Origin of the sequence: Polaribacter sp., from assembly GCF_049276715.1 — a bacterium.
GTDB lineage: Bacteria > Bacteroidota > Bacteroidia > Flavobacteriales > Flavobacteriaceae > Polaribacter.
Genome location: NZ_JBASWY010000027.1, coordinates 1 through 17,862 on the forward strand (window position 1 = coordinate 1; position 17,862 = coordinate 17,862).

The window sequence follows — 17,862 nt, forward strand, 5'->3', positions numbered from 1 at the left end:
TACCTCCAGGAATCGAACCAGGGACACAAGGATTTTCAGTCCTTTGCTCTACCAACTGAGCTAAGGTACCATTGCCTTAGCGGATGCAAATATAAAATGTTTTTTTACATCTACTACAGAAAATTTAAAAAAATCTATTGTATTTTTGAATTTTGTAAAAAATAAAATATGAATCTAGTTATAGATGTTGGTAATTCAAGAGTTAAAGCTGCTGTTTTTGAACAACATAACATTGTAGAATTATTTATTTTTGAAAAAAATAAAATTGTATCTGAAGTAAAAAAAATTTTAAAACATCAGCCAATTTCATCTTCCATTATATCTAGTGTATCCAATATTTCTTTAAAACAGATTGATAAACTCAAAGAATATACTTCAATTTTAGTGGTTGACGCTACTCTTAAAATCCCTTTTAAGAATTTGTATGCAACACCCAATACTTTGGGCGTGGATAGAATTGCTTTAGTTTCTGCAGCAGTAAAAAAATTCCCAAAAAGCAATGTTTTAGTAATTGATGCAGGGACTTGTATTACTTTTGATTTTATAAACAGCAGTTCAGAATATCTTGGAGGTGCTATTTCTCCAGGTTTAGAAATGAGATATAAAGCATTACAAAAATTTACATCTAAATTACCTTTATTAAACATCGATGAACCTAAAAGTTTTATTGGTAATTCAACAGAACAAAGCATTCATTCAGGTGTTATAAATGGAGTGGTTCAGGAAATAGATGGTGTTGTAGGTCAATATCAAAAAAAATATTTAGATTTAACAATTGTTTTAACAGGGGGAGATACAAATTTCTTGTCAAAGCAATTAAAAAGTAGCATATTTGCCAATCAAAATTTTCTCCTTGAAGGATTAAATGAAATATTGATTTTTAACCAAAACAAATGATTAGAAAGATCTTAGTAACTTTTTTACTATGTAGTTCAATTACTCTTTTAGCACAAAGAACAAATTCATCTCCTTACTCTTATTTTGGTCTTGGAGAAGAATTTAACCCAACTACAGTAGAGCAAAGTTCAATGGGAGGCATAGGTGTTGCTTTTAGCCATTATAAATATTTAAATTTCACAAATCCTGCAGCATATGCAGATTTAAGATATACTACCTATAGTTTTGGGATTTTAAATAACGATTTAACAGTTAAAAGTGGTATTTCAGAACAAAAAAGTACTTCTACCAGTTTGTCTTATATAGCGTTAGCATTATCTTTAGGAGAAAACGCTGGTTTATCTGTAGGTATGCAACCTGTATCTTCAATAGGTTACTCTTTAACCAATACACTGTCAGATGCAAATGGAGATATTACTGAATTATCAATTTTTTCTGGTAATGGAGGGGTTAATAGAATTTACTCTAGTTTTGGTATAAAAACTTTTAAAGGATTATCCTTGGGTATTGAAGCAGACTTTAGTTTTGGTAATGTTAGTAATAGCATCATTAACCAAAGAGCAAATGTTTCTTTAGCGACTAAATATGACGAAATTAGTGTGGTTAGAGGAGGTTCTGTAAAGCTTGGTGCTCAATACCAAAAAGAATTGAAAAATAAAATAATGCTGAATGCTGGGGCTACTTTTAAGTTAGGTAATGAAATTAATGTAACTGGTGATGACTATTTGTACTCAATAGCTTTTTCAGGTTCAGGTTTTGAAAACCCTAGAGATACAATTTCAACTACCAAAATAGATGGTAAATTTAATTTTCCATTAAAATCAACTTTAGGAATTGGTTTAGGTAAATTTGATAAATGGTATGCAGGTTTAGAGTACGAAAATCAAGATGCTATCTCAACTACAGGTTTATTAGCAAATACAAATGGTGCATTTAGATATGGAGCATCTAGTAGATTTTCTATTGGTGGATTCTTTTTGCCGAAAGTAAATAGCATCTCAAGTTATTGGGATAGAGTTACATACAGGGCTGGTATGCGATTTGAAAACTCAGGTCTGCTAGTGGATGGTTCTGGAAATAATACAAATTTTACAGAAATTAAAGACTTTGGCATATCTTTTGGTTTAGGTCTACCACTGAAACGATTATCTACAGTGAACATGGGATTTGAGTTTGGTAAAAGAGGAACCACAGAAAACAATTTAATAGAAGAAAATTATTTTAATTTTAGATTAAGTTTATCTTTGACAGATGTTAACTGGTTCGTAAAAAGAAAAATCGATTAATAAAAAACTACAAAAATGAAGAAAATAACGTTTTTATTAGCAGTAATAATGCTTTTAGCAACTGCAAAAACTAATGCTCAAGATGCAAACCAAGAATGTATTATAAAATACAATCTTTTTAAAGGTGATTATCAGTCAAAAAAGTATGATGACGCTTATGAAAATTGGATTTATCTAATGGATAATTGTAAAGACTTGTCTGTAAGTATTTATCAATATGGTTCTAAACTTGCAGAAGATATTAGAAAAGAGCCTGCATTGGCAAAAAGGGTTTATGAGCAAAGACTACAATATTTTCCAGATAAAGACCCAGCAAAATTACATAGTGACTATGCAACTTATTTAGCTGATAATAATTTAGCTTCAGATGCAGAAATTTTTGCTCTTTTAGAAAAAGCGTATGCGATTTCTCCTCAAGATATGGGCGTGAAAAATATTTATAAGTATTTTCAAGGAATTACAGATAAATATAAAGATGTAAATCCTCAAAAAGTTTTTGACACCTATGATGACGTAATAGAGTCAGTTGGAGAAAAATTAGATGATTATACAAATAAAATTAATGAATTAACGAAAGATTCTACTAGGGTTTTAGATAGTAGAGAAAAAAGAAATTTAAATGCGTATCAAATTAATTCTAGGGCTTTAGGACAAATCGAAGGTGGTTTGGATAATATGATATCTGAAATTGCTACTTGCGAAAGATTAGTGCCTCTTTACGATAAAGAATTTGAAGAAAATAAGAGCAATTCAGTTTGGTTAAGAAGAGCAGTTTCTAGATTGTTTAATAAAGATTGCCAAGAAGATCCTTTATTTGAGAAATTAGCGAAAGCTTATGCAGAAGCAGCACCATCTGCAGATTCTTATTCTTTTTATGCAGGTATTTTGGAGAAAAATGGAGATGCTAAAGGAGCTGCAGAAATGAAAGACAAAGCCTTTGAATTGGAAACAGATCCTTTAAAGAAAGCAAAGTATAAGTTAAAATTTGCTCAACAAGCAAAATCTAGAGGACAATATTCTAGAGCAAAAAGTTTAGCAAGAGAGGCATTAACATATAATCCTAATTATGGAAAGGCTTATTTATTAATTGCAAGTGCATATCAATCTAGTGTAAACGATTGTGGTACAGATGAGTTCGAGAAAAGAATGGTGTATGCTGCAGCTTTAAGACAAGCTCAAATTGCTGGTAATGTAGACCCAAGTATTTCTAATTTAGCAGATAAATATGCTGCAAGTTATAGAGCTAATTTACCAAGTAAAAAGGTTATATTTACAAAAGGCGCAAAAGTTGGAGAATCTTACACTATAAAATGTTGGATTGGTGAAACTGTAAGAGTGGCATCAAGTGATTAGAAAATGATTAAAATTTTTAAAAAAATAACAAAAAGCATTGCTGTTCTGTTGGGAATAGTAGTGCTTTTTTCTTGTTCTAATGATAGCAAAAAAGTGCGCGATTTTTTAGTTGATAAAAACCTTCCAGTTGGCACAGCGAAAGATGTTTATCATGTTTATAAAGATTCTGGAAGGATTACCTCGAAATTAATCACACCATTAATGTTAGATTTTAGTAATAGAAACGCACATCCTTACAGTAAGTTCCCTGATGGAATAAAAATTATTAATTTTACCAATAAAATAGATTCTGTAACTATAACTGGAGATTTTGCTCTAAATTATTCCAGAACATCTATCTCTGAAATTATAGGAAACGTAGTGGTTATTAATCATAAGGATAAATCTAGGTTGGAAACAGAACAGTTATTTTGGGATGAAAAAACCAAGTACTTTATATCTGAAAAAGCATTTAAGCTAACCAAAGATAGCGACACCATTTATGGTATTGGTTTCGAATCTAAAGACGATTTAACAAAACACCTAGCAAAAAAAACAGTAGGAAAATTAGAAACATTAGAAGATTAAATTATGAATAAAATTTGGAAATTTTTTCAGTATGGATATTTAATGATTGCTTTTATCTGTTTAATAGAAGTATTTATTCGATGGAATATTGATAGAGAAAGAGCATATTTTTTTCTTGGCTTTGCTATTTTTATTACTTTAGTATTTTTCTTTAAAAGACATTTTAGAAAAAAAGTTACACAAAGAAACAATCAAAATAAATAGAATTTTATACTCTTAATGGAAATTGAACTCATTATTATAGTAGTATCAATTCTGCTGTCGGCTTTTTTTTCTGGCATGGAAATAGCGTTTTTTTCTGCGAACAAAATGCACATAGAGTTAGAGAAAAAAAGAGAAGGTTTTATACCTAGAATTCTTACAAAAATTACTCAGAAGTCATCAAAATTTATTACCACAATGTTGGTGGGTAATAATATTTCGCTAGTAATCTATAGTTATTACATGGGGAAATTTCTAATAAGAATTCTTCCAATAGAGGGTTTTAACGAATTTTCAATTTTATTTATTCAAACTATTATTTCCACAATCATAATATTAGTTACAGCAGAGTTTTTACCAAAGGCCATATTTAGAATATATGCAAATGAGGTTTTAAAATTATTTGCATTACCTGCATATATTTTCTTTAATTTATTTCATTATTTTTCTGAATTTATTACAAAAATTTCAGATTTCTTCTTGCGTGTTTTTTTTAAAACAAATGCAGATGAGCAGCAAACTGAATTCAGCAAAGAAGAATTAGGTAACTATATTAACGAACAGCTAGAAACAGGTAATGATGATGATCAAATGGATTCTGAAATTCAGATTTTTCAGAATGCTTTAGACTTTCAGAACTTAAAGGCAAGAGAAGTAATGGTTCCAAGAACTGAAATAGTTTCCGTAGAAATACATGAAACGGTTACCAATTTAAAAAACACCTTTATAAAAACTGGGCTTTCTAAAATTCTGGTATATAAAACTTCATTAGACGATGTTGTTGGTTATGTAAATGCGTTCGAATTGTTTAAGAAACCTAAAACTATAAAGTCTATTTTATTACCATTAGAACTCGTTCCAGAATCTATGATGATAAATGATATTTTGAATACACTAATAAAAAAAAGAAAAAGTGTTGCTATAGTTGTAGATGAATATGGTGGAACTTCTGGTATGATAACTGTAGAAGATATTGTTGAAGAATTATTTGGTGAAATTGAAGATGAACATGATTCTCAAGAGTTTTTAGAAGAAAAAATTAGCGAAAATAAATTTAATTTTTCGGCAAGATTGGAAATCGATTATTTAAATGAAGAATACGATTTAAATATTCCAAAATCTGAAGCGTACGAAACTTTAGGGGGTTATATCATAGAACATACAGAGAATATTCCATCAGAAAAAGAATTGATTGAAGTCGAAAATTTTGAAATAAAAATTATAAAAATGAGTGGAGCAAAAATTGATGAAGTTTCTCTTAGAATTTCTGATCAAGAAGACTAAATTTCATTATAAAAATAACTTCTTCAACTAAAGATAGAACATCATCTGAATAAGTAAAAAATGGGTTGGAATATTAAATCCAAAAATCGTATATTCGCCCACTGAAAATAAATAAATAAGTATGGCAGTTTTATCAAAAATTAGAGAACGTTCAATGTTCTTAATCATCATTATAGGATTAGCACTTTTTGCTTTCGTTTTAGATCCATCTACACTTGGTGATTTTTTTAATTCGAGCAAAGTAAATGAAGTTGGAGAAGTAAATGGAGAATCTATTTCTACACAAGAATTTGCAAATGAATTAGAGAGTTATAAACAACAAACTGGAGGTAGAGTTTCTGAAATGCAAGCTGCTAAAACAGTTTGGGACAACATTGTTAGAAAAAAAATCTATTCTAATCAGTTAGAAGAAGCAGGTATTTCTATTGGTGAAGCAGATATTTGGAATGAGATTGTAAATGCTCCTTTTGTGCAAAGCAATCCTGAATATCAAAATGAAGTAGGTTTATTTGATGAAGCAAAATTCAAACAATTTTTAGCAACCGAGAAAGAAAATAAATCTCAATTGTGGTCTCAATGGTCTTCATACATGAATCAAATTAGAGACAATGCAGAGAGAGATACTTTTAATAATTTAATAACTGCAGGTTTAGGAGCTTCTTTAAAAGAAGGAGAAACTGAGTATTTTATAGAAAACACAAAATTAAACGCACAGTTTGTTTATGTATCATATACAAGTATTGCAGATAGCCTAGTTACTATTAAAAAGTCTGAAGTTCAAAGTTATATAGATAACCATAAAGAACAGTTTAAAATAGAGGCTTCTAGAGATATTTCTTATGTTGAGTTTAATATAATTGCTACTCCACAAGACGAACAAATAATTAAGAATGATGTAGCTTCTATAATTGAAGATTTTAAGAAAACTTCAGATAACGCTGTTTTCTTATCAGAAAATAATTCAGATACTGGTTTAAACTCCAACTATCAATTTAAAAGTGCACTAAACCAAGAAGTTGCAGATAAAATTTATGCAGGTAATGAAGGAGATATAGTTGGGCCATACAAAGACAAAGATTTCTTTAAAGTATCTAAAATTACTGCAGTTACAGAAATGCCAGATTCTGTAAGAGCTAGCCATATTTTAATACCTTTTGTTGGTTCTCAAAGAGTTGCTCCAGAGGTTACAAGAACTGAAGACGAAGCTAAGAAAATGGCAGATAGTCTTTTATCTGTTGTTAAAGGAGATAAAAATAAGTTTGCAGATTTGGCAAAAGAATTTTCTTCAGATACAGGTTCAGGAGAAAAAGGAGGTGATTTAGATTGGTTTACTTATGATAGAATGACACCAGCCTTTAGAGATTACAGTTTTGAAAATAAAAAAGGAGATATAGATGTTGTAAAAAGTCCTTTTGGATTTCATATCATTAAAATTGATGATCAAAAAAATAATCAGAAAGTAGTAAAATTAGCAACTTTTAGCAGACAGATTGTGCCTTCTGAAACAACAGAAAACGAAACGTTTAGAAAAGCAGAAGAATTTGCATTAGCAATTTCTAAAGAAGGTAAATTTGATGATGTTGCTGCTAAAAATAATTATGTTACAAAACCAGCTGTTGGTTTAAAAACCTTAGATGAAAATGTTCCTGGTCTTGGAAATGAAAGACAAATTGTTAGTTGGGCTTTTGATAAAGAAACTAAAATAGGAGATTTTAAACGTTTTGATTTGGAAGGTAAACATGTGGTTACTTTTGTTACCAGTTCAGAAGAAAAAGGATTAATGTCTGTTGATAAAGCAACAGCAACTGTTAGACCAATTTTAATACAAGAAAAGAAAGCAGACTTAATTAAAGATAAATTAAAAGGTGATAGTTTAGAAAGTATTGCTGCCGCTAATAAAACAGCAGTTAGTACCACTAATAATGTAACTTTAAAAAACCCTGCACTTTCAGGAGTTGGTATAGAACCTAAAGTGGTAGGAGCAATGTATAACGCAGAACTAAACAAAATTTATACAGCAATAGAGGGTTCTAGAGGTGTTTATGCATTTAAAGTTACGAATAAAGAAATGCCAACAGCATTACCTAATTACGATGCTAACAGAAAAAGAATAGCACAAACTAGAAAAAGCTCAACATTTAAAATCTATGAAGCAATTAAGAAAGCTTCAGAAATAGAAGATAATAGAGCAATAATGTATGGTGCTAACTAATTTTAGCTTTCAATAAATTTTAAAAAAATCGTTCAAGTTTTGAACGATTTTTTTTGTTTGCTACATTGTCTATTCTTTTAAAATTGAATAAATAAAAAGACCTTTTTCGATTTCTCAAAAAAGGTCTTTTTTATTTAATTAAGGTAAGATTTAATTATCCATTCATAGAAATTAAAAACTCATCGTTATTTTTAGAAAACTTAACTTTATCGTTAATAAATTCCATCGCTTCTATAGGATTCATATCAGCTAAATACTTTCTTAAAACCCACATTCTTTGAAGGGTTTTATCATCTAATAGTAAATCATCACGTCTAGTAGACGATTTAATTAAATCGATAGCAGGATAAATTCTTCTGTTAGAAATATTTCTATCTAATTGTAGTTCCATGTTCCCAGTTCCTTTAAATTCTTCGAAAATAACTTCGTCCATTTTAGAACCAGTTTCAGTAAGCGCAGTTGCAATAATTGTTAAAGAACCACCCCCTTCTATATTTCTTGCAGCTCCAAAGAAACGCTTTGGCTTATGCAATGCGTTTGCATCTATACCACCAGAAAGTATTTTTCCAGATGCAGGTGCAACTGTATTATAAGCTCTTGCCAAACGAGTTATAGAATCTAAAAGAATAACCACATCATGTCCACATTCTACCAAACGTTTTGCTTTTTCTAAAACAATATTTGCAACACGTACATGTTTATCTGCAGGTTCATCAAAAGTAGAAGCAACAACTTCTCCTCGAACACTTCTTTGCATGTCTGTAACCTCTTCAGGTCTTTCATCAATTAATAAAACAATTTGATATACTTCAGGATGATTCGCTGCAATTGCGTTTGCAATATCCTTTAGTAACATGGTTTTACCTGTTTTCGGTTGTGCAACAATCATACCTCTTTGTCCTTTTCCAATAGGTGAAAACAAATCGATGATTCTTGTAGATAAAGAACTACCCTTTTCTGCTAAATTGAATTTTTTCTGCGGAAAAAGTGGCGTTAAATGCTCAAAAGAAACACGATCCCTTACAACGTTAGGATTTAAACCATTAATTTTAGAAACTCTAATTAATGGAAAATATTTTTCACCTTCTTTTGGTGGTCTAACATTACCTTTTACAGTATCTCCAGTTTTCAGACCAAATAATTTAATTTGAGATTGTGATACGTAAATATCATCTGGAGATGATAAGTAATTATAATCAGAAGAGCGTAAAAATCCATAACCATCAGGCATCATCTCCAAAACACCTTCACTTTCTATAATTCCATCAAATTCAAAATCTGGATCTCTGTATCTATTTCCAGATTTATGTCTATTTAAATTCGTACTACTTTTAGTATTGCTTTGGTTTGGGTCTTTACTCTTCGTTTTACTATTTTGATGAGTATTATTTTTTGGATGATTTTTATTCTGTTGAGGATTAACAGGCTTTTTTAAAGTTTCAGGGTTAGATTCAACAGGTTTTTTAATAACTACCTTTGGAGTAGGAATATTTTTTTTGATAGGTTTTTTAACTTCAACCTCTTTTTCAATAACCGGTATTTCAACTTCGACTTTAGAACTTTCATTCTCAGTTTTCTTAACAACTCTTTTTCTTTTAGGCTTTTCTACCTTAGGTTTATTGGCGGCTGAAGTTTTTTCTACTTGATCCGTAGAAGAAGGGTTTGCAGCTTGTGTATCTAGTATTTGATATACAAGGTCTAATTTTTTTACTTGGCTAGTTTTAGAAAGCCCAATAGATTTTGCAATAACTTGCAAGTCAGCAAGAGTTTTTGCTTTCAGTTCAGAAATCTCGAACATTTAATTTATGATTAAGTTATATCTTAAATTTTTTAAGATGAATAAAATTACTTTTCTTGGTTTTTAATTATTGCATATAGTACTATACAATATAAACGATGAGGTTATTATTGAGACAAATATATACTTTTTTTTTAATATGGAAGTTTTCTTATTAAAAAAGAAATTCTATTTTTGCAACTAGTTTTAAAACTATGATTCAAAGAATACAAACCATATACTTATTTTTAGCTGCAATAACTTCTGGGGCTTTAATTTTTGTGTTTAATTTATGGAATTCTATTAAAGAAAAAATTTTTGTTGTAAATTTGTTTTCGAAAGAAGAAATTACTTTAAAAGTAATTCCTTTAATGTTCTTTGCATCAGCCATATTAACATTTGTAACTATATTTCTGTTTAAAAACAGAAAATTACAATTTGTGCTTGGCCGAATTATAATTTTGATTAACCTTTTTTTATTAGGGTTATTGATTTATCTATCTCTAACATTATCTGGAGAAGCGTTAGTTTCTGAGAAAGGTATTGGGATGTTCTTACCGATTTTAGTTATTTTGCTTATTGTTTTGGCAAATAAAGCTATTAAAAAGGATGAAGATCTCGTGAAATCTGTAGACAGATTGAGATAATTCTAACAAATAGTATATTTAGTGCGAAAAGAACCGAGAATTTTCTCGGTTTTTTGCATTTCTAGAATATTTATTTTCTTCGATTTTTTTTTTAGTACATTTATGAAGCAAAAAAAGTAGATTTGAAATTTTTTTAAAATATTGATAATCAATAATATAAAAAAAAACGTCTACCTGTTTCCAGGTAGATGTCTACCTGGAAACAGGTAGACGAAAATTTCACCATAAACAGGTATTGTGAGAACTTATTAACCACCCTAAATTTGTAACATAACAATGAGAAAAAGAATTTACGTTCACGTAGCAGACGACCATAAAATAGTAATAGATGGTATTATCGCTGTTATAAATACCGATAATGATATAGAAGTTAAAGGTTTTTCTTTAACAGGAAAGGAAGTTATAGATTGGTTTAGTATTAAAAAAAACAAAGCAGATGTTTTAATCTTAGATATTACAATGCCAGTTTTAGACGGTCTTGAAGTTGTCAAATTTTTAAAAGAAAATAAGATTAGACCAAAAACTATTATAGTATCTAGTTATAATGATATCAAAATTGTTCAAGAAATGATTCGATTGGGTTGTAGAGGTTATATTACTAAAAACAATGCTGGAGCTCATATAATCAATGCTATAAAAGCGGTTGCAAAAGGAGAGCAATATTTTAGTGACGATATTCGAAATTTATTAATTAAATCTGCTTCAGGTCAAGATATGCCAGATGGAGATATTCCAGATAAATTTTTGATAGAAGCTTTAACAGAGAGAGAAGTTGAAATTTTAAAATTAATAACAAAACAATTAAGTACACCAGAAATAGCAGAAATAATAAATATAACACCAAGCACAGTAGAAACACATAGAAAAAGTTTATTAAGAAAAATAAAAGTAAAAAATTCAGTAGGCTTAGCATTGTATGCTATAAAATATAAAATAGTATAATTCCCCCAACTATTGTATATGAATAAAATTTCGATAAGTAATCCCCCCAAAACGAATCGTTGCATATCTTGTGAGCCTACTTTTTAAAAAACAATCAAAAAGAATTATCAGTATTAAAAATTAAAATAAATATTAACAAATAAAGTAGGTCTAGCAATAGTTTCTAAAAAAACAAAAATTTTCCCCCAACTATTTTTAGAAGCAGCAATATTTCGAATCTTTAGCTATTTCATGGTTATTTCCCCCAAAGATGTCGATTAACATTCTCACAAGAATAATTGTTATACACATTGCTAGACATACTTTTTAAACAGTAAACATTAAACATTAATTATAACCTTAACTTTTTAACCATGAAAAAAACGAGTCTAGCAGTATTTGCAACAGCAATGTCATTAATTTTTTCTTCTTGTTCTTCAGAAGAAACAATGTTACCACAAGAACAAAATTCTAAAATTTTAAAAACCTACAAGGTAAAAAGAGACGCAACAGGAGCGTATTCTGTTGATTTTAATTTATCTGAAAATGCCATAGTTGATAAAGTAGTAGATACAAAAACTAATTTAAAAGAATTTTCTTTATATTCGACAAATAATCAAACAGAAAGGAATTACGACGAAAATCTATCTATTAATAACAGTCAATTAAGAATAGGTTTTGTAGATAACAACGTAAATAAAAAACAGTATATTTCTATTACAGATGATATTACTTCTTTTAATAAAAAGTCTACAGATATAGCTCTTTTAGACTCTTACAGCATAACAAGTAATGAAGATGGTACTTTTGGTTTAGATTTTAGTGTAAAAAGTAATTCGAACGTATCTTTTGTATACAATGAAGAAATAAAAACCTATGAAGTTCATTTAGAATCTGGCGCAAATGCTGCAGCAAATTATACTAGAACGCTTGAAAAAGAAGAGGGTGAAGTTTTAAAAATTGATTTTGTGAATCACATAGCCAATGTAAGTGGGAAAGGAAGTGAAGCTGGTGCTATAAGAAAACCAGTTATTATTATAGATTCTGATTAATAAATTTGTTGAATATTAAATGAATTTTTTGAAATCAAAAAAAGTCTTTATATTATTATTTGTTGTTATATTTTGTACAACAGCATATTCAAGAACAAAAAGAGAAGCCTTTATTATAAAGGCTTCTCTTTTTGTTTATCAAAAAAAAGATACTGTAGTGAATAAAAATTTTCTAGATATCGAGAAATTATTTCTAGAAAAAAAATATACGGAATCTCTAGAAAAATCTTTACATCTTTTAAAACAAAATATTGATGATAAAACTCGGTATAAAACATCTATTCTAATCGCAAAGATATTTGGAAATAACAATAATCATGAAAAATCAATTAATTATTATAAAAAGGCGTTAAAATCAATTATATATGGTAATGAATCTCTGGAAAAAGATAAAAAGCTAGATTTTGAAAATGTTGATTTAAGTAAAATTTATATCAACTTAGGTAATGAATATCTTAAAATAGAAAATAGAGATTCTTCAAAAATTTATTATACCAAACTATTAGAATTTAACAGTTTAAATAAAGAAATTTTGACATATAAAGCAATGGCTTTATCTACACTTTCAGGAATTTATATGCAAGATTCTATTTATAATAAGGCAGAAACGTATGCCTTAGAAGCAATAAGTATTCATAATAAATTGAATAATAAAATTTCTGAGGCAGCAGCTAGAGGAAATTTAGCTAGTATATATTTAGAAAAAAAAGATTACGATAAAGCCAAAACAACATATAAAGAAGCTCTCAATTTAATTAAATATGAAAATAATGATAGAGCATTAAGAATTAGAGAAAAACTATATTTCAACTTGGCATATAATTTATATATACTAAAAGACTATGAAGCATATACTTATCAAGAACTATCTTATGATATTAAAGATACTTTAAGAGATAAAGAAATTAGAGGAATTATTGAGGAATTGGATATGAAATATAATTTTGATTCCAAAAAAGAACTTTTAGAAAAAGAACAAGAAGTTGAACTTTTAAAGGAAAAAGATAAAGCTAAAAACTTAACTTTTTTTGGTTTATTAATTTTTATTTCACTTTTAGTGGTTATTGGATATTTTGATATTCGTAGAAAAAATCTAGAATTAAAACTCAAAGAAACTGAGTTAACTCAGAGTAAAAATTTAGAAAAATTAAAATCAGATTCTCAAGCTAGAATTTTAGATGCAACCATTAATGGAAAAGAGTCAGAAAGAAAGCAAATTGCAGAAAGTTTACACGATAATGTTAGTGCTTTACTGTCATCTGCTAACCTTCATTTACAGGCCACAAGAAAACAATTTAACGGAAATATACCACCTGAAATAGACAAAACTCAGCAAATTATAAATGAGGCCTCTGATAAAATTAGAGATTTATCGCACAATTTAGTGTCCTCTGTATTGTTAAAATTTGGGTTAACATTTGCGGTTAAAGACGTTGCAGAAAAGTACTCGAATTCCGATTTAAAAATTATTGCTCAAATAGAAAACATAGGAAGATATGATCAGAGTTTCGAAATTAAAATGTATAACATACTTCAAGAGTTGATCAATAACATTATAAAACATAGTAAGGCTTCTGAGGCTATCATTTATATGCAGGAAGAGAATGAAAAAATTATATTAAAAATTACGGATAATGGTGTTGGTTTTGATAAAGCTAATATTCAAAATAAAGATGGTTTAGGAATCAACCAAATTAATGCCAGAATTCAAATGTTGGCAGGTACTTTTTTAATTGATTCATCTGAAAATATTGGCACTAAAATTCAGATACAGATTCCTGTTGTAAAATTAGAAGAAACTAGCTACGTTTCTCCAATTCTATAATTTCCATATTTTTAATTTCTCCCTTTTCCAACTGAAAACGAAGCATAGTTCTAATTTTATGAAAACCATGTTTACCAGCAGCACCAGGATTTAAGTGCAGTAAGTCCAGTTTTTTATCATACTGAACTTTTAAAATATGCGAATGACCAGAAATAAATATTTTTGGAGTATTTGTTGCTATTTCCTCTCGAATTCTTTGGTTGTATTTATTAGGATAACCACCAATATGAGTCATCCAAACAGAAATATCCTCCACAGAAAATTTATTATCTAAAGGAAATTCTAATCTAGCATCTTTGTCATCAATATTTCCGAAAACTGCACGCAAAGGTTTTAGATTTTTCAGGGTATCTGTAACCAATAAATCGCCAATATCTCCTGCATGCCAAACTTCATCAGCTTGTTTTACAAACTTTAAAATTTGGTCATCAATAAAACTGTGGGTATCTGATAATAATAAGATTTTCTTCACACTTCAAAAATAAGGATTACAAAATAAATTTCGTAATTTTGATGACTTCAAAAATAAGTTTTCTTGAGATATTTTATCGAACTTTCTTACAATGGAAAAAACTATCATGGTTGGCAAATTCAGCCAAAAGTAATTTCTGTACAAGAAAAATTAAATGATGCCATAAGCACAGTTTTTCAAGAAAACATTCAAGTTGTTGGAGCAGGAAGAACAGATACAGGAGTTCATGCAACGCAAATGTATGCACATTTTGATATTGAGCAAAAACCTGAAGGAGATTTGGTTTTTAAGTTAAATTCTATTTTACCAAACGATATTTCTGTGCAGCAAGTTTTTTTGGTAGATGATGAAAAACATGCAAGATTCAGTGCGTTGTCTAGAAGTTACGAATATAAAATTTGGTTGGGTAGAAATCCGTTTTTGTTAGATTTTTCTTGGCAAATCCATTCACAAAAACCAGATATTAATTTAATGAATGAAGCAGCAAAATTACTATTAGAATATAAAGATTTTCAAACATTTTCTAAGGTAAAAACAGAAGTGTATACTTTTAATTGTGATATTACAGATGCTTTCTGGGAACAAAAAGAAAACGAATTAACTTTTTATATTTCTGCAAATAGATTTCTAAGAAATATGGTGAGAGCCATTGTTGGAACTTTGTTGGAAGTTGGAAATGGTAAAATTTCGGTAGCAGATTTTAGACAAATTATAGAAAGCAAGAATAGAAGCAATGCAGGATTGTCGGTCCCTGCGAAAGGATTATTTTTAACGAATATTAAATATTAAATTTTGGCAGAAAAAACAGGAAATGCATTCGATATGGAAATATTTTCAAGACTTATGGGTTTTGCAAAACGTTATCGTTTGTATTTTTTCATAGCAGCATCATCAACCATTTTACTTGCCTTATTTTCAGTTTTATCACCCTACATTTTAATAAATACTGTAGACGATTACATGTTGTCTAAAGACAAAGTTGGTTTATTAAATTATACCATGTTGATGCTGGTTATTTTGCTAATAGAAGTCTTACTTCAATTTATATTTATTTATTATGCAAATTGGGTTGGACAGCATATTATTAGAGATATAAGAGCTAAAATTTTTAGGCACATTTTACAATTTAAAATGTCTTATTTTGATAGAAATTCAGTTGGAAAATTAGTAACAAGAGTCGTTTCTGATATAGAAACCATTGCAGCTTTTTTTAGTAATGGCGTTTTTACCATTTTAAGTGATTTACTTAAAATGATAGCTGTAACTGCAATTATGCTTTTCTTAAATTGGAAGCTGGCATTAATCACTTTATCTATTTTACCCATTTTAATTTACGCAACGAAAGTTTTTCAAGTGGCCATAAAAGCTACTTTTCAAGAGGTAAGAAACCAAGTAGCAAATTTAAATAGTTTTGTGCAAGAGCGAGTTACAGGAATGAAAATTGTGCAACTTTTTAATAGAGAGAATATCGAATATCAAAATTTTAAAGAAATTAATGATAAGCACAAAAAAGCGAACATAAAAACAATTTGGTATTTTTCTATCTTTTTTCCGATTGCAGAAATTTTATCATCTATAGGAATTGGTTTAATTGTTTGGTTTGGTGGGGGACAAGCGATTCAGAATTCAGGAATTTCTGTAGGTATGATTATGGGTTTTATTCAATTTGCACAAATGTTGTTTAGGCCTTTAAGGCAAATTGCAGATAAATTTAATCAATTACAAATGGGAATTGTTGCTGGAGAACGTGTGTTTAAAGTGATTGATACAGATAGCAGTATTGCAAAAAATGGTACCATAAAAGCAGATAATCTTCAAGGAAACATCAGCTTTAAAGATGTAAGATTTAGTTATGTAAAAGACGAAGAAGTTTTAAAAGGAATTTCTTTAGAAGTAAAATCTGGAGAAACCATTGCCATAGTTGGTGCAACTGGTGCAGGAAAATCTACGATTATCAATCTAATCAATCGTTTTTATGAAATAGATTCTGGTAGCATTTCTATTGATGGTATTTCAGTGGATAATTATACTTTAGAAAGTCTACGAAATCAAGTAGCTATTGTATTACAAGATGTATTTTTATTTTCAGATTCTATCTTAAATAACATCACTTTAAAAAATGAGAACATTACTTTAGAAGATGTAGAAAAAGCAGCAAAACAAATTGGTATTCACGAATTTATTATGACACTTCCAGATGGGTATCATTATAATGTAAAAGAAAGAGGAGCCATGTTATCTTCTGGACAAAGACAATTAATTGCTTTTTTAAGAGCTTATGTAAGTAAGCCAAGTATTTTAATTCTAGACGAAGCAACATCTTCTGTAGATGCACATGCAGAGCAAATGATACAATATGCCACTGAAACAATTACAAAAGATAGAACCTCAATTGTTATTGCACACAGATTGGCCACCATTAAACAAGCTGATAAAATTATTGTAATGGACAAAGGTTTAATTGTAGAAAAAGGGACTCATTTAGAATTACTTGAAAAAGAAGATGGCTATTACAAAAACCTTTATGATAAGCAGTTTAGTTTAGAGGTAGCTTCTTAAGAAACTACATTAAATCATTTTTTATTTTATCATTTAACTCCTCTAAAGTATTGAATAGAGAGAATTCTCCATCTTTAATGTAAGAAATTTCGCCAGTTTCTTCTGATACTAAAAGACAAACTGCATCCGTTTTTTCGCTAACACCAATAGCAGCTCTGTGTCTTAAACCAAATCTTGCTGGTATTTTTGTGCTATCAGAAATTGGTAAAATAACCCTGGTTGCAACCACATAATTATCTCTAATAATAGTTGCTCCATCATGCAATGGACTATTTTTAAAGAAGATACTTTCTAGAATAATCTCATTTACTTGCGCATTCATTGCATCTCCATTACTAATTAAAAAATCTAAACTATTGGTTCTTTCAATAACAATTAAAGCACCAGTCTTCGTTTTAGACATGTTAGCGCAAGCTTTTAAAATCTTATCTGTGTCTATTTCAGAACTAATTTCTGTTCGTAAAAATTTAAGCTGATTTAAAAAATTTCTTTTGCTAGAAAAATTGGTAGTACCAATCATTAAAAGAAATTTTCTGATCTCTTGCTGAAAAACAATAATTAAAGCAATAACTCCACCAGAAAGTAAATAGCCTAAAATTCCACTTAACATCTCCATTTTTAAGGCTTGCGTAATTTTCCAAATGATGAAAATAAACGCAATTCCTATAAAAATATTGATAGCAACAGTACCTTTTAATAATTTGTAAATATAGTAGAGCAATATTGCCACTAGCAAAATATCTAGCACATCTAAAAAAGAAAACTCAACAAAATCTAACATTAAATTGGATTGATTTTACGTAAAAGTA

General features: G+C 29.0%; 15 protein-coding genes. 12 read left to right on the top strand and 3 right to left on the bottom strand.

Annotated features, from left to right (window positions below):
- The first annotated feature begins 168 nt into the window (after positions 1-168).
- From WAO74_RS07595 to WAO74_RS07620, 6 genes are all read left to right on the top strand, one after another.
- Positions 169-897, top strand: a complete 729-nt coding sequence (locus WAO74_RS07595) for a type III pantothenate kinase (RefSeq protein WP_422160909.1) — start codon at positions 169-171, stop codon at positions 895-897.
- The gene (locus WAO74_RS07600; RefSeq protein WP_422160910.1) at positions 894-2,183 is read left to right on the top strand and encodes a hypothetical protein; all 1,290 of its coding nucleotides are present in this window, start codon (positions 894-896) and stop codon (positions 2,181-2,183) included. Before WAO74_RS07595 ends, WAO74_RS07600 begins: the two co-directional genes overlap by 4 nt.
- Positions 2,184-2,198: 15 nt before the next feature.
- Positions 2,199-3,536 (top strand): tetratricopeptide repeat protein, encoded by a 1,338-nt coding sequence (locus WAO74_RS07605; RefSeq protein ID WP_422160912.1) that lies wholly within the window; start codon positions 2,199-2,201, stop codon positions 3,534-3,536.
- A 3-nt stretch (positions 3,537-3,539) separates the two neighbouring features.
- A complete protein-coding gene (gene lptC / locus WAO74_RS07610) occupies positions 3,540-4,103 on the top strand; it encodes an LPS export ABC transporter periplasmic protein LptC (protein ID WP_422160914.1) in 564 nt (187 codons plus the stop codon).
- Positions 4,104-4,322: 219 nt separating this feature from the next.
- Complete coding sequence (locus tag WAO74_RS07615; RefSeq protein ID WP_422160915.1) at positions 4,323-5,588, top strand: hemolysin family protein; 1,266 nt, start codon at positions 4,323-4,325, stop codon at positions 5,586-5,588.
- A 121-nt stretch (positions 5,589-5,709) separates the two neighbouring features.
- Positions 5,710-7,800: a peptidylprolyl isomerase gene (locus WAO74_RS07620; RefSeq protein ID WP_422160917.1), complete on the top strand. Its 2,091-nt coding sequence runs from the start codon at positions 5,710-5,712 to the stop codon at positions 7,798-7,800.
- Positions 7,801-7,954: 154 nt separating this feature from the next.
- On the opposite strand, the gene rho is transcribed toward WAO74_RS07620, so the two are convergent.
- A complete protein-coding gene (gene rho, locus WAO74_RS07625) occupies positions 7,955-9,598 on the bottom strand; it encodes a transcription termination factor Rho (RefSeq protein WP_422160919.1) in 1,644 nt (547 codons plus the stop codon).
- A 194-nt stretch (positions 9,599-9,792) separates the two neighbouring features.
- On the opposite strand from rho, the gene WAO74_RS07630 reads away from it, so the two are divergent.
- From WAO74_RS07630 to WAO74_RS07645, 4 genes are all read left to right on the top strand, one after another.
- Positions 9,793-10,224: a DUF4293 domain-containing protein gene (locus tag WAO74_RS07630; protein WP_422160920.1), complete on the top strand. Its 432-nt coding sequence runs from the start codon at positions 9,793-9,795 to the stop codon at positions 10,222-10,224.
- Between the two features lie 276 nt (positions 10,225-10,500).
- Positions 10,501-11,166, top strand: a complete 666-nt coding sequence (locus WAO74_RS07635; protein ID WP_422160922.1) for a response regulator — start codon at positions 10,501-10,503, stop codon at positions 11,164-11,166.
- A gap of 353 nt (positions 11,167-11,519) precedes the next feature.
- Entirely contained in the window at positions 11,520-12,197 is a 678-nt protein-coding gene (locus WAO74_RS07640) for a hypothetical protein (RefSeq protein ID WP_422160923.1), read from the top strand.
- A 157-nt stretch (positions 12,198-12,354) separates the two neighbouring features.
- Complete coding sequence (locus tag WAO74_RS07645) at positions 12,355-14,022, top strand: tetratricopeptide repeat-containing sensor histidine kinase (RefSeq protein ID WP_422160924.1); 1,668 nt, start codon at positions 12,355-12,357, stop codon at positions 14,020-14,022.
- Here the strand turns inward: WAO74_RS07645 and WAO74_RS07650 are convergent.
- Complete coding sequence (locus WAO74_RS07650; protein WP_422160926.1) at positions 13,997-14,494, bottom strand: metallophosphoesterase family protein; 498 nt, start codon at positions 14,492-14,494, stop codon at positions 13,997-13,999. The genes WAO74_RS07645 and WAO74_RS07650 overlap by 26 nt on opposite strands.
- 63 nt (positions 14,495-14,557) lie before the next feature.
- Here WAO74_RS07650 and truA point away from each other — a divergent pair, with 63 nt between their 5' ends.
- Both truA and WAO74_RS07660 read left to right on the top strand, forming a co-directional pair.
- Complete coding sequence (truA, locus tag WAO74_RS07655; RefSeq protein WP_422160927.1) at positions 14,558-15,283, top strand: tRNA pseudouridine(38-40) synthase TruA; 726 nt, start codon at positions 14,558-14,560, stop codon at positions 15,281-15,283.
- Positions 15,284-15,286: 3 nt separating this feature from the next.
- Complete coding sequence (locus WAO74_RS07660; RefSeq protein ID WP_422160928.1) at positions 15,287-17,053, top strand: ABC transporter ATP-binding protein; 1,767 nt, start codon at positions 15,287-15,289, stop codon at positions 17,051-17,053.
- Between the two features lie 4 nt (positions 17,054-17,057).
- Here WAO74_RS07660 and cdaA read toward each other — a convergent pair whose 3' ends face one another.
- Complete coding sequence (cdaA, locus tag WAO74_RS07665) at positions 17,058-17,834, bottom strand: diadenylate cyclase CdaA (protein WP_422160930.1); 777 nt, start codon at positions 17,832-17,834, stop codon at positions 17,058-17,060.
- Positions 17,835-17,862: the final 28 nt, after the last annotated feature.